The sequence below is a fragment of the Pseudomonas sp. GW821-FHT02C04 genome (assembly GCF_059421845.1).
This window is the reverse complement of record NZ_JBWKVT010000006.1, coordinates 354935-368221: the sequence shown is the minus strand read 5'-3', so window position 1 is coordinate 368221 and position 13287 is coordinate 354935. Positions and strand designations below refer to the sequence as shown.

The 13287-nt window shown below is 61.1% G+C and carries 9 protein-coding genes; 3 read left to right on the top strand and 6 right to left on the bottom strand.

Annotated elements, in window-relative coordinates:
- Window positions 1–25: 25 nt before the first annotated feature.
- On the bottom strand, window positions 26–826 hold the full coding sequence (locus AC07VV_RS22465; RefSeq protein WP_495037511.1) for a helix-turn-helix transcriptional regulator: 801 nt from the start codon (window positions 824–826) through the stop codon (window positions 26–28).
- 125 nt (window positions 827–951) lie between these two features.
- On the opposite strand from AC07VV_RS22465, the gene AC07VV_RS22460 reads away from it, so the two are divergent.
- A complete protein-coding gene (locus AC07VV_RS22460; protein ID WP_495037510.1) occupies window positions 952–1773 on the top strand; it encodes a carbon-nitrogen hydrolase family protein in 822 nt (273 codons plus the stop codon).
- A gap of 222 nt (window positions 1774–1995) precedes the next feature.
- Window positions 1996–3321 carry an APC family permease gene (locus tag AC07VV_RS22455; protein ID WP_495037509.1) on the top strand — a complete coding sequence of 442 codons (1326 nt, stop codon included), beginning with the start codon at window positions 1996–1998 and terminating at the stop codon, window positions 3319–3321.
- A 12-nt stretch (window positions 3322–3333) separates the two neighbouring features.
- Here the strand turns inward: AC07VV_RS22455 and AC07VV_RS22450 are convergent, their stop codons facing one another.
- The 5 genes from AC07VV_RS22450 to AC07VV_RS22430 are packed head-to-tail and all read right to left on the bottom strand — an operon-like array spanning window position 3334 to window position 11654.
- Window positions 3334–4737 (bottom strand): ATP-binding protein, encoded by a 1404-nt coding sequence (locus tag AC07VV_RS22450; protein ID WP_495037508.1) that lies wholly within the window; start codon window positions 4735–4737, stop codon window positions 3334–3336.
- A complete protein-coding gene (locus tag AC07VV_RS22445; protein ID WP_495037507.1) occupies window positions 4734–6548 on the bottom strand; it encodes a DAHL domain-containing sensor histidine kinase in 1815 nt (604 codons plus the stop codon). The genes AC07VV_RS22450 and AC07VV_RS22445 overlap by 4 nt, the downstream gene beginning before the upstream one ends.
- Window positions 6545–7513 carry a cytochrome-c peroxidase gene (locus AC07VV_RS22440; protein WP_495037506.1) on the bottom strand — a complete coding sequence of 323 codons (969 nt, stop codon included), beginning with the start codon at window positions 7511–7513 and terminating at the stop codon, window positions 6545–6547. The genes AC07VV_RS22445 and AC07VV_RS22440 overlap by 4 nt, the downstream gene beginning before the upstream one ends.
- Window positions 7510–9384 (bottom strand): putative bifunctional diguanylate cyclase/phosphodiesterase, encoded by a 1875-nt coding sequence (locus AC07VV_RS22435; protein ID WP_495037505.1) that lies wholly within the window; start codon window positions 9382–9384, stop codon window positions 7510–7512. Before AC07VV_RS22435 ends, AC07VV_RS22440 begins: the two co-directional genes overlap by 4 nt.
- Window positions 9381–11654, bottom strand: coding sequence for a GGDEF/EAL domain-containing response regulator (locus tag AC07VV_RS22430; protein ID WP_495037504.1), 2274 nt, complete (start codon window positions 11652–11654; stop codon window positions 9381–9383). Before AC07VV_RS22430 ends, AC07VV_RS22435 begins: the two co-directional genes overlap by 4 nt.
- 248 nt (window positions 11655–11902) lie before the next feature.
- Between AC07VV_RS22430 and nosR the strand changes: the two genes are divergently transcribed.
- Complete coding sequence (gene nosR, locus AC07VV_RS22425) at window positions 11903–13258, top strand: response regulator c-di-GMP phosphodiesterase, NosR family (RefSeq protein ID WP_096818516.1); 1356 nt, start codon at window positions 11903–11905, stop codon at window positions 13256–13258.
- Window positions 13259–13287: the final 29 nt, after the last annotated feature.

Genomic DNA, 13287 nt, shown 5'->3' with positions numbered 1-13287 from the left:
GGTTCGGACGGTTTTTTTGCGGCAGTCAGGCGTTCTGCGCCTGCAGAAAGATCGAAAACAGCTCCGACTGGGACTTGATCCCCAGCTTGCTGTACATGTGTTTCTTATGGACTTTCACGGTTTCAACAGAGATTTCCAGCTTACGGGCGATTTCTTTACTGGAGCAACCGCTGAGCATCAAACGCCCGACATCCAGTTCCCGGGCGGTCAGTTGCGCGCCCTTGAGTTGTTGCACCGACGCTTCGAGCTGCACCCGCCAGTCCGGTGGCGCCGGCGACGGGGCGAGGGCGACGATTTCATTGATTTCGTAGGGCAGGCGCTGGCGCAGCAGGCCAAGCACCCACGGCTGGATCAGCGACAGCAGGGCAATCTGCTCGCCGCTGAAACGCTGCTTGCTGCCCAGTGACAGGCACAGCGTGCGGTCGCCTTCGAGCTGGCAATTGAACTGGATTTCGTCGGCCACCACATTCAGACGAAAGTATCGCTGGTAATACTCGGTCAGCTCGAAATGCTCCGGCGCGACCTCCGACAGGCGATACAACCCGGTGCGCGATTGTTCGCGGCAGGCGATGTAGAACGGGTCGAGCAGGTACAACCCGCGCAGATAATCCTGGAACAACTGGTCGGGACTGCCGTCTTCGCCCGGGCATTCGGCGAACACCTGCGGGTGACGGTCGGCGCTGAACAGCAGCGCCACCCAGCTATCGAACGGCACGTACTGGTCGAGCAGGCGCACCAGTTGCGCCCAGAAATTCGGCTTGTCGAGGGCGTCGATCAACTGCCCGACGGCGCGGTGCCAGGTGATGTCGTCAAACGAAAGAGTCATGCCTCTACCCCTATCGGGTTACCCCGGCCGCGTAATTCCCTGGCCAGTCGAATGCGAAGCATACTGGCCCACAGACAGCCGCCGGGCAATCTTTCGGCGCCCGGCGCTCATAACAAGGACTCCCCATGAAAGTCGAACTCGCCCAACTGGCGGGCCGTGACAAAGACACGGCGTACAACCTCGAGCGCGCCCTGGCGGCGATAGCCGCGTGCCCGGCTGACACGCAACTGGTCGTGTTCCCCGAGACCCATCTGATGGGCTTTCCGACCGCTGACACCGTGGCGCAGATCGCCGAAGCGGTAGACGGTCCGACTGTCAGCGCCGTGCAGGCCGCGGCTCGCGAACGCAACCTCGCCGTGGTGATCGGGATGGCCGAGAACGACAACGGTCGCTTCTACAACACCACGCTGCTGATCACCCCCGAAGGTATCGCCCTGAAATACCGCAAGACCCACCTCTGGGCGTCGGATCGCGGCGTGTTCGAGGCCGGCGACCGTTACGCCACGTGCCTGTGGAACGGCGTGCGGGTCGGTTTGCTGATCTGCTACGACATCGAGTTCCCGGAGTCGGCCCGTGCCCTGGCGCAACTGGGCGCTGAATTGTTGATCGTGACCAACGGCAACATGGATCCGTACGGGCCGACCCACCGCACCGCGATCATGGCTCGGGCCCAGGAAAACCAGGCGTTTGCGCTGATGGTCAACCGCGTGGAGGCCGGGGACGACGGGTTGATGTTCGCCGGCGGCAGTGCGCTGGTGGATCCGCTGGGGACGGTGCTGTTCGAGGCCGGGCGTGAGGAAGGGCGGTTCAGCGTCGAACTGGATTTCGGCCAGTTGGAACTGGCGCGCAAGGATTATCGGTATCTGGATGATCAGCGGTTGAGGTTGCCGGGGGAGGTGGTTGAACACGCCTCGGGAGTACGAGAGCTGCTGATCCCTTCGCGCTAAAGAACAGAAGATATCCGATCGTGCCCACGCTCTGCGTGGGCATGCAGCCCGGGACGCTCTGCGTCCAAAGAGCGGACGCGGAGCGTCCATGGAGGCATTCCCACGCGGAGCGTGGGAACGATCAAACCTTTGAGTTGTACCCAAAACAACAACGCAACACCCGAAACATTCGCCGAACTCGGCCTCTGCCATAAATCCAATAAAATCCGGAGTAAGTCGCCCATGGCTCGTTTGCAACGCACCCTTTCGCTGGGGTCGGTGGTGCTGTTCGGCATCGCCTACATGACGCCGATCATTGTCCTCGGCACGTTCGGCATCCTCGCCCAATCCACCGCCGGCATGGTGCCCGCCGCGTATCTGGCGGCACTGGTGGCGATGTTCTTCACCGCCATGAGTTACGGCCACATGGCCGCCGCGTTTCCGGTGGCCGGTTCGGCCTACAGCTATGTGCGCAAGGCCATCAGCCCGAAACTCGGTTTCATCGCCGGTTGGGCGGTGCTGCTCGATTACCTGTTTCTGCCGATGGCGATCTGGCTGATCGGCGCCGCGTATCTCTCTTCGGCCTTCCCCTCGATCCCGCAGTGGATCTGGGTGTTGGCGTTCATCGGCATCACCAGTGCGATCAATATCATCGGTCTGAAGCTGGCCAACGGCATCAACGCCTTGCTGATGCTGGTGCAGTTCCTGGTGCTGATTGCTTTCGTTGCCCTGTGCGTGCATTACATCGGCGGTGATGCCAGCACACCGCTGTGGTCGATCAAACCGTTCTTCAACGGCGACATGCAGATGCCGTTGATCATGAGTGGCGCCGCCATCGCCTGCTACTCGTTCCTCGGTTTTGATGCGGTCAGCACCCTCACCGAAGAAACCCGCGATCCGCGCCGCACCATCCCTCGGGCGATCATGCTGATTACCTTGATCGGCGGGCTGATTTTCGTCGGTGTGTCGTACTTCGTGCAGATCGCGCATCCATCGTTCCAGTTCGACAACGTCGACTCGGCGGCCTACGAAATTGCACGCAACATCGGTGGTGACCTGTTCGTCTCGATCTTCCTGATCGGCCTGATCGTCGGTCAGTTCGCTTCGGGTCTGTCAGCCCAGGCCAGTGGTTCGCGGTTGTTGTTCGCGATGGGCCGTGACGGCGTGTTGCCCAAGTCGTTCTTCGGCACCTTGCACGAGCGCTTCGGCACGCCGGTCAACAGCATCTTGCTCTGCGCGGTGGTGGCCTTGCTGGCGCTGAAACTCGACGTGACCACGTCGACCTCGTTCATCAACTTCGGCGCGTTCCTGGCCTTCAGCCTGGTCAACCTGTCGGTGATCTTCCATTACTGGATTGGCGGCGAGAAGAAAGGCCTGCGCGAGCTGGTGCTGTTTCTGGTCTTCCCGTTCATCGGCCTGGTGGCGGACTTGTGGCTGATGGTCAGCCTCGATCACCTCGCGGTGTATCTGGGCCTGAGCTGGCTGGCGATTGGCGTGGTGTATCTGGCAGTGCTGACCGGCGGTTTCCGTCGCCAGCCACCGGAAATGGATTTCCAGGAAGCGACCTGAACTGACCTGACATCAGGCCGCAGGCCGGGTCTGGCGCAATGGCAGTTGCACACGAAACGTTGTGCCAGTCCCCGGCGTGCTGCTGACGGAAATGTCCCCGCCGTGTTTCTTCACGATGCCATAGGACAGGGACAACCCCAGCCCTGTCCCCTGGCCGACCGGTTTGGTCGTGAAAAACGGGTCGAAGATTTTCTGCAGGGTCTCGGGCGCGATGCCCGAGCCGTTGTCGGCCACTTCGATGATCGCCGACTCCCCCTGCACAGCGGTGCGCAGGGTAATGGTGCCGCGTTCGGCACCCATGGCCTGCGCCGCGTTGACCACCAGGTTCATGATGACCTGATTGATCTGCGAGGGCAGGCATTCGATGTCCGGAAGGTCCTGATACTCCTTGATCACATCGGCCTTGTACTTGAGTTCGCTGGCGACGATGTTCAGGGTCGAGTCGATGCCCTGTTGCAGGTTCGCCCACTGCCATTGCTGCTGGGTATCGACCCGGGAGAAGTCTTTGAGGTCCTTGACGATCTGCCCGACCCGACCGATGCCTTCCTTGGATTCGCGGATCAGCACCGGAATGTCTTCGAGCAGAAAATCCACTTCGAGGTGTTCGCGCAGTTGCTGCAACTGCGCAGCGGGCTCGGCGGCCAGGGTTTGCCCGGCGGCGTGATAGGCGCCGAGCATGGCCAGCAACTGCTGGAAGTAACCGTCGAGCGTGCCAAGGTTGGAGGAAATGAACCCGATCGGGTTGTTGATTTCATGGGCAACCCCGGCCGCCAGTTGCCCCAGCGACGCGAGTTTTTCCGACTGCACCAACTGGCCTTCCAGTTGCTTGCGTTCGTCGATCTCTCGCTGCAAGGCTTCGCTGGCCTGCTTGAACTGGGCGGTGCGCTGGTCAACCAGATGTTCCAAGTGATGCATTTGCAGCGATGCGCGCTCGGTCATCTGCCATTTGGTCAGCAGGGTGTTGGCCATCTGCTGGACTTCAATGTTGTCGAAGGGCTTTTTCAGGATCAGCAACCGGTCGTGGGCGTGCAGGCGATCCAGCAGTTCGTCCCAGGAATAGTCGGAATAAGCGGTACACACCACCACCTGCAATTGCGGATCCTGTTGCCAGAGATGCTCGATGGTTTTCGCCCCGTCCCAACCGTCGGGCATGCGCATGTCGACAAAGGCCAGGGCGTACGGGCACTGCTCCTGCAAGGCCAGGTTGAGTTTGGCCAGGCCTTCTTCACCGCCATAGGCCGAGTCCAGTTCGAACGTTGCTCGCCGGGGCTTGGCAGGTGCGCCGAACAGGGCCGCTTCCATCTCGTCCAGTTCCGCTGACTGCGCCTGTGTCGGGGCGAGGATCTTGCGAAAGTCTTCGTGGATTGACGGCATGTCGTCGATCAGCAGAATGCGGCGGTTCGACAGTTCGCTCATGCGTTCTCCGTTACGGTGATCAGCGGAATCTGCAGGGTGAACATGGCGCCCAGCCCCGGCCCGTCACTGTGGGCGGTGAGATGGCCGTTCATCTCGATGGCCGCCAGGGCGCAGCTGTGCAGGCCGAAGCCATGGCCTTCCTTGCGGGTCGTGAAACCGTGGGCAAAAATCCGTGTCATGTTTTCCGGGGCGATGCCTTCGCCATCGTCCCTGACACTGATTTCCAGAAAGTTCTCGTCGACGATCTTCACGCCCAGGGTCATGGTCCGCGGGCGGTTGCTGAGGTCAGACATCGCGTACTTGGCGTTGCTGATGAGGTTGATCAGGATCAGCAGCAAACGGTGTTTGTCGCCCATCACTTGAGGCACGTCGCCGTATTCCTTGACCACCGTGACATGGTGTCGGGTGAGTGCACCGGCATTCATGCGCAGGGCGTCTTCGAGCAGTTCGTTGATGTACAGCGGTTCGGTCATGCTGTTGGCCCCGGCATAGGATTGCTGGGTGGCGACGATGTCCTTGATGTGATCGACGCTCTTGTTCATCTGGGCCAGTTCGTCGGCCATTTCCTGTTGTTCCTGGGCGATGGCGCCTACCAGTTGGTTGAGGTAGCCGGGCAGCAACTTGCCCTTGGCGTCCTCGGTCAGGAATGGCCCGAGGTCGTCGGGGTGTTCGTTGATCAGTTGCATCGCCTTGCCCAATCCCAGGGCCTTGCTGCTGCGCAGTTTTCGCGAGATCAGGTCGGAGGAAATGTTCACGCTGTTGAGCACGTTGCCGACGTTGTGCAACACGTTGGTCGCGATTTCGGCCATGCCGGCCTGGCGCGCGGCGTCGAGCAATTCGCTCTGGACGTTCTTGAGCTCGCGGGTACGTTCGTCGACCCTTTGTTCCAGCACATCGTTGGCGGTTTGCAGGGCCGCGTTGACTCGGTTGATCTCGGCGAAGCTGCGGATCAGGCGGATGGCCAGCCACAGCAGCGACAACATCAGCAGGACGGAAAACAGCAGCAGGTAGAAGTGGTATTTCTGGTCGATCTTTTCGACCCGTTGCTGATCCTGATCGAGCATGTTGGTGATGGTGTCCAGGCGCTCGGCCACGGGAATGGCTTCGATCTGGTCGAGCAGTCGGTTGACGATCGGCTGCTCGCGCAGGATCAGGGTGATGTGATTGCTCAGGATCCTGATCGGCGTCTGGAAGTCCCGGGGCAAGCGTTGCGCGTTCACCGTCAGTTTGTTCAAACCCAGCTCGATGTCGGCCGCCTTGTCGTCGGAGGCGACCTGGGCGAATTCCAGTGCGCTGAGCAGCAGGTCATAGGTGTCGGTGACGATGTTCTGCAATTGAATCTTGTCGAGGTCGGACAGATTGGTCAGCTGCGCCTGAATGTCATCCTCGGCGGTCGGCAGAAACGCCAAGGAGTTGCGCAACAACGCGTTGTGCGACTTGAACTGTTCGACCAGGCGGGTCTTTTCCTGCATGGCTTTCAGGAACCCTTCGTGGGCCTCATCCCACTGCGTGGAGTCGTTGCGCCCGTGTCCGGACTCCATGGTGTCGAAGCGTGCCCACAGGCGGTTCATCTCGTTCATCGGTGAAACCAGCGGATCGTAATTGTGCGAGATCGCTACCCGGGCCTTGAGTATTTCACTTTCCCACAGGGCGTCCTGTTGCTTGATCTGGCGGATCAGATCCCGGGATTCGGTGTAGGTCGTGGTCTGCTCGGAGCTGGACTTGAGGTACAGAAAAATCAGGGTCGAGGCCAGCAGCACGGCGACGAGCCCGAGCAATATCAGGCTGACCCGGCGTGACATCTTCATCATGGATTGTCCTCCCAGTGCCCGGTCAGAGTCTTGAGAAACTCGATGATCAGCGCCTTGTCTTCCTCGCTCGGCATGCGGCCCAACTGATACTGGAACATCACGTCCACGGCCCGCTCGAGGGTGGGCGCCGAGCCATCATGGAAGTACGGCGCGGTCAGCGCGACGTTGCGCAGGCTCGGCACCTTGAACACGGCGCGATCGTCTTCGTCGCCGGTCACGTTGAACCGCCCTTGGTCGGCCTGCGTCGGGTTGCCGCGATCGGCGATGTAGTCGCCGAACACCCCGAATTTCTGGAACATGTTGCCGCCGATGTTCACCCCCTGATGGCAGGCGATGCAGCCGTAGTCCTTGAAACGCTGATAGCCGTACTTTTCATCCAGGGTCAGGATGTCCGTGTTGCCCGATAGATACTGATCGAAACGAGAGTCGGGGGTCAGCAGCGTGCGTTCGTAGCTCGTCAGGGCATTCTGGATATTGGTTCTCGTCACGGCGTCCGGGTAGGCGGCGCTGAATGACTGGCGATAGTCGGGGTCGTCGGCGATCCGTTGCACGACGGTGTTCCAGTCGCTGCCCATTTCGTGGGGGCTGGTGATGACGACATTGGTCTGCTCTTCCAGCGTTTCGACGCGACCGTCCCAGAACTGGCGGAAATTGAGGCTGGCGTTGAGCACGGTCGGCGTGTTGACCGCTACCGGTTGTCCATCGAAGCCCGGGGAAAAGGCGCGGCTGTCGGCCCCGTTCTTGTCCAGTTGATGACAACTGGCGCAGGACAGGGTGTTGTTGACCGATAGCCGTGGATCGTGGAACAGCCGGCGACCCAGTTCGACGCGTTTCGGGTCCTGTTTCGGAATCTCGGGCAAGGGTTTCAGCGGCTCGTCCAGCGGCGCGGCAACGGTATTGGCGCAGGGAACGAACAGCAGCAGGAACAGAACGCTGCGGGACGGGTACCTCGGCGGCGTGTTCATGATGCGCTCCACGGCCCCGGCAACCCGGTAACCAGCAGACGGGCGAAGGCGTCCGCCGGCAGGGCCTTGCTGAAGTAGTAGCCCTGGCCTTCCTCGCAGTGGTGGGACCTGAGAAAAGCCAACTGTTGCGCGGTCTCCACCCCTTCGGCGATGACGTTCAGGTTCAGGCTCTTGCCCAGGCTGATGATCGCGCCGACCAGGGCGGCGTCGCTGCTGTCATGGCTCAGGCCGCGAATGAACGACTGATCGATTTTCAGCACATCGATGGGGAACCGCCGCAGGTAACTCAGGCTGGAATACCCGGTCCCGAAATCATCGATGGCCAGCTTGACCCCCAGCGCTTTCAAGCGGTTCAACGCGCTCATGGTCGCGTCGACGTTCTGCATCAGCACGCCCTCGGTGATCTCCAGTTCCAGCAGGACGGGATCCAGCCCGGTCTCCTCCAGCACCTGTTCGATGCCCTCGACAAAGAGGCGCTGGCGAAAGTCGATGGCCGAGGTGTTGACCGACATGCGGATCGGCGGCAACCCGGCTTTTTGCCAGTCTCGCGTCTGACGACAAGCTTCGCCCAGCACCCATTTGCTCAGAGGCACGATCAGGCCGCTGTCTTCGGCCACGGGGATGAACTCCGATGGATACACCCAGCCATGTCCCGGTTTTTGCCAGCGTACCAGTGCCTCGGCGCCCACCACCCGGCCGCTGCCCAGATCGATTTTCGGCTGGTAGTGCAGGACGAATTCGTGCCGTTGCAGGGCCTGGCGAATGCCCGATTCGATGCCTTGCTGTTCCCGGGCACGCTGGTTCATGGCCTCGATGAAGAAACCGATCTCGTTCGGGCCGATTTCCTTGGCGCTGCGCATGGCCGTTTCGGCTTTTTTGATCAGGTCGATGGCTTCGAGCCCGTCGTCCGGATAAATACTGATGCCCACGCTGGCGGTGACACTGACGTCGTGACCGACAATCGTCTGTGGCTCACGGATGGCCGCCAGCAGTTTTTCGGCGATGCTGCGCGTCTGCTGCGGGTGGTTGATGTCGCTGAGCATCACCACGAACTCGTCGGAGCCATAGCGAAAGACCGAGTCCGATTCGCGTACACAAGCCAACAGTTGCTGGCCGACCCGTTTGAGCATTTCGTCGCCCGCCGGATGGCCCAGGGCATTGTTGATGCGCTTGAAGCGATCCAGGCCGAGAAACATCACCACCAGTTGTTTGTCATGGCGCCGGCAAGCGGCCAGTGACTGGGTCAGACGGTCGCCGAGCAACGTGCTATTGGGCAGGCCCGTGAGGCTGTCGTATTGCAACAGGTGCGAGACCTTGAGCAACTCGTGCACGCGCGCCTCGATGGTTTGCTCGAGGCTGAGCATTTTCAGCGCCGCGTCCTGGGCCAACTGCCATTTCCAGGTCAGGGCATTGGCCATCTGACGGATTTCCAGGGTGTCGAACGGTTTTTTCAGGATCAGCAACTGATCGCCGAACTCCAGGCGTTCGGCCATGGCTTCCCAGCTGTAGTCGGAATAGGCGGTGCACAGCGCGATTTGCAGGTTCGGATCGATCTCCCACAGTTTTTCAATGGTTTCCAGACCGTCCCAGCCGGGCGGCATCCGCATATCGGTGAAGGCGAGGGCATAGGGATGGCCTTCGTCCAGCGCTTGTCGGACCAGTTTCAGTGCTTCCTGGCCCTGGTAGGCGGAGTCGAGCTGGAAGGTCAGGTGCGGCGACTGACGGGTACCGAACAGCGTTTGTTCAAGACCACTCAGATCCGCTTCGCCACCGCTCTCGGGGGCGAGGATCTTGCGGAAATCGGCATGGATCGCCGGCGTATCGTCGACGATCAGAATGCGCCGGTTGGTCTGGGGAAAAGGCGTTTTCATCCTTCATCCTCCTTGGGCAGCGGGGCGGCCGCACTCCAGTCCTTCAGCAGTCGGGCTGCCTGTTCAGGGCTGACCGCTTCGCTCAAGCTGAAGCCCTGCACGTTTTTCAACGGTGCGCAGGGTGCGAGGGCACTGCCCTGATCCTCAGGCGTGACGCCTTCAGCGCTGATGTCGATCGCCAGATCCCGGGCGAAATTGACGATCGCCCGCAGCCGGTTGGCGCCGTCTTCATCCTGAGCCGCGTTGTCGATCAGGGACTGGGCGAGTTTGAGGTGATTGACCCGGTAGGTTTTCAGGTAATCGAACGATGAGTATTCGGTGCCGAAATCATCGATGGCGATGGTCACACCCAACTCGCGCAGGCGCGGTAACGCATCGTTGTGTGTCCATTGGGTCTGGGCCAGTGTGGCTTCGGTGACATCGAAACGCAGATCCCATGGCGCCAGCTCCCAGCGGGCCGTGGTGCGCAACACGTCGTAGATCAGTTCGGGACCGGACTTGAGCTGTGCCAGGGAAATCTTGATCGCCATCACCGGTGGCGCCACTCCCTCGTTTTGCCACTGACGCATCTGCCAGCAGGCGTGATCGAGGATCCAGCGGCCGAGTGGAATGATTGCGCCGGTCTTTTCCGCCGCCGGTACGAAGGCCGACGCGGGCAGCAGGCCAAGCCTGGGATGTTGCCAACTGACCTGCGCGGCCATGCCGAGAATCTTGCCGCTGTGCAGGTCCACTTCCGGCATGTAATCGAGCTTCAGCCCTCCCTGGGTGAGGGCCGTCGTCAACTCCTCGGCAAGGACCATGCGCTCGGCCACCTCCCGGGTGATTTCTTCGGAGTGGAAGTGATACTGATTGCGTCCGGATTCCTTGGCGCGGTACAGCGCCATGTCGGCCTGTCCCAACAGGCTGTCGGCATCGAAGCTGGCAGGACTGTAGCTGCTGATGCCGATGCTGGCCGAAATGCGCACGGCGTTGCCGGCCAGTTGATAGGGTGCCTGCAGAGCCTCAAGGATCTTGGTGGCCATGGCGGCGGATCGGGTCGGTTCGCTGACGTCCAGTTGCAGGATCGCGAATTCATCGCCGCCCAGGCGCGCCACCACGTCGTTTTCCCGCACCCCGGTCTTGATCCGTTGCGCTACTTGCTGCAACAGCAGGTCGCCGACCGGATGACCGAGGGTGTCGTTGATTCGCTTGAAGTGGTCCAGATCCAGATAAAACACCGCGAATGGCGCCGCCCCCCGACGTGCGGCGGCGAAGGCTTGATGCAGGCGTTCGATCAGCGTGGCGCGATTGGCCAGCCCGGTGAGGCCGTCCGTACGGGCCAGCTGGGCCATTTTTTCCTCGGCTATCCGGCGTTCGGTGATGTCGAGAATGATCCCTTCGACCTCCAGCAACCGGCCGTCGTGGTCGCGCACCGGGATGTAGCGGTTCTCCACCCAGCGCCAGGTGCCCTGGCCGGTGCGCAGGCGAAACTCGATCGAGGCGCCCAGGGCATGCCGGTCCAGCACTCGCGCCATGGCGGCATCGACATTGGCCTGATCGTCCGGGTGAATCAGCACCTGCGCCCAGTTGGCCGCCCCCACCAGATCGGCCGCGACATGCCCGTAGCGGGTGATGTTGTGGGAGATGTACATCAGCGGAAACGATGGCTCGCCGCGCAACCGGTAAAGGATGGTCGGGCTGTTCTGCACGATGATGTTGGCGTCGGACAGCTCCCGCGTGCGGTCCTGCACGGCTTGTTCCAGCAGGTTCATCTTCAGCGCGGCGTCTTCGGTCATTTGCCATTTGACGGTCAGGGCGCTGGCCATCTGGCGGATTTCGATCGCATCGAAGGGCTTTTTCAGGATCAGCAGGCGATCGTTCAGCGGCAACCGCTCGTCAATGTCTTCCCAGGAGTAGTCGGAGTAGGCGGTGCACAGGGCCACTTGCAGCTTGGGATCGACCTGCCAGAGCCGTTCGATGGTTTCCAGGCCGTCCCAGCCCGGTGGCATGCGCATGTCGATGAAGGCCATGGCGTAAGGACGACCAGCGGCCAGGGCGGCCTCGACCTTGTCCAGGGCTTCGCGTCCCTGAAAGGCCGAATCCAGCTCGAAGTGTTCTTTCTGCGTGGCAGACGCGGTGGACGGGGTGCCGAACAGCAGGCTTTCGGTTTCGTCCAGGCTGTCGTCTTCAATCGTGGCGGGTTTGAGGATTTTCTCGAAATCGCCGTGAATCGACGCCGTATCGTCGACGATCAGTACGCGACGATTGATTTTTCCGGGTTGCGCACTCATGGCGCAATACCCGCAAGTTCACGCACGTTCGTCATCGGGAGCATCCTTTTCCCCTCATCACACGCCTGCGCGCAGGCCGATGGTGTCGTCCAGCGACTTGAGCATAGTTGCCCCTTCGGCACTTCGCCTTACCCGATGATTTGTGCGGTCTGCGCGAAAAAATCATCTAGCCTGTCACTGAGGCGCGGGCAAGCGAGGAGGTCTGCCGAGACGCCTGTCATGTCCACCGTTTCCCGTGAGGCCTCGCCATGGAAGAGCAATCCGCCCCGACTTTGACCCACCGGCCCACCGTGTTGCTGGTCGATGACGAGGAGTCGATCCTCAACAGCCTGCGCCGTCTGCTGCGTGGCCAGCCCTATGACGTGTTGCTCGCCACCAGCGGTACCCAGGCACTGGAAATGATGGCGCAACGCCCGGTCGATCTGGTGATGAGTGACGCGCGGATGCCCAACATGGACGGCGCCACCTTGCTGGCCAACGTTCACCAGCTGTATCCGGCGACCACGCGGATCATGTTGACGGGGTATGCCGACCCTTCGGCGATCATCAAGGCCATCAACGAAGGGCAGATCGACCGCTATATCAGCAAACCCTGGAACGACGAAGAGATGCTCCTGATCCTGCGCCAGGCGCTGGAACATCAACATCTGGCCCGGGAGCGCGAGCGCCTGGAGCAACTGACCCGGGTGCAGAACGATCAGTTGAAGTTGCTCAACAGCACCCTGGAAAAACACGTCAGCGCCCGTACCGCCGAGCTGCAACAGACCGCCGACATGCTCGACCTGGCCTACGAGGAGCTCAAGCACAGTTATGTGACCGGCACCGAAGTGTTCTCGTTGCTCGCCAACCTGCGCCTGCCGCCAGCCAAGCAGACCAACCGGCAGATCATTGAACTGGTGCGCGGCTACTGCAAGGTGCATCGTCTGGACGAAGCCGCCAGCCGTGACCTGACCATGGCTGCCGCGCTCTACAACATCGGCAAGCTGAGCTGGACCGACAGCATGATGACCACCCCCTCGGACCTGCTGCACAGCACCGAACGCGACCGCTATCGGGGTTATCCGAAGCAGAGTGAGTCGCTGCTGATGACCCTGGACCCGATGAAGGATGCCGCGCGGCTGATCCTGCACCATCAGGAGCATTGGGACGGCAGCGGGTTTCCCGACCGGCTCAAGGGTGAGGCGATTCCCCTGGGCTCGCGGCTGTTGAAACTGGCGGTGGATTTTGTCGAATTGCAGCGCGGGTTGATTCTCGAGCGGCAAATGAATAGCGATGAAGCGTTGCTGTACCTGCGTCAGTACGCGGGCAAACTCTATGATCCCGAGCTGATCGAGGATTTCATCAAGGTGTGCGCGATGGTCAGCGACATCACCCTGACCGATCCGAGCGTCAAGGTGCTGGGCACCCGGGAACTGGCGGCGGGGATGATGCTGGCGCGCAACCTCAATGCCGACAACGGCATGTTGCTGCTCAATGCCGGAAAGGTGCTGAGTGCACTGCTGGTGGACAAACTGATCAGTTTCGAAGCCATGGAAGGTGGCAAATACAAGGTGTTCGTGAAAGTGCCGGAGGAGGGCGAGGCGGCGCTTCTGGCCCAGTCTTGAGACCTTATGAGGTGACGCTGGCGCAGCCG

Coding starts and splice junctions, on each gene's coding strand:
- nosR (WP_096818516.1), top strand. CDS start 11,903: ATGGAAGAGCAATCCGCCCCGACTTTGACCCACCGGCCCACCGTGTTG.
- AC07VV_RS22435 (WP_495037505.1), bottom strand. CDS start 9,384: ATGAAAACGCCTTTTCCCCAGACCAACCGGCGCATTCTGATCGTCGAC.
- AC07VV_RS22460 (WP_495037510.1), top strand. CDS start 952: ATGAAAGTCGAACTCGCCCAACTGGCGGGCCGTGACAAAGACACGGCG.
- AC07VV_RS22440 (WP_495037506.1), bottom strand. CDS start 7,513: ATGAACACGCCGCCGAGGTACCCGTCCCGCAGCGTTCTGTTCCTGCTG.
- AC07VV_RS22445 (WP_495037507.1), bottom strand. CDS start 6,548: ATGATGAAGATGTCACGCCGGGTCAGCCTGATATTGCTCGGGCTCGTC.
- AC07VV_RS22455 (WP_495037509.1), top strand. CDS start 1,996: ATGGCTCGTTTGCAACGCACCCTTTCGCTGGGGTCGGTGGTGCTGTTC.
- AC07VV_RS22430 (WP_495037504.1), bottom strand. CDS start 11,654: ATGAGTGCGCAACCCGGAAAAATCAATCGTCGCGTACTGATCGTCGAC.
- AC07VV_RS22465 (WP_495037511.1), bottom strand. CDS start 826: ATGACTCTTTCGTTTGACGACATCACCTGGCACCGCGCCGTCGGGCAG.
- AC07VV_RS22450 (WP_495037508.1), bottom strand. CDS start 4,737: ATGAGCGAACTGTCGAACCGCCGCATTCTGCTGATCGACGACATGCCG.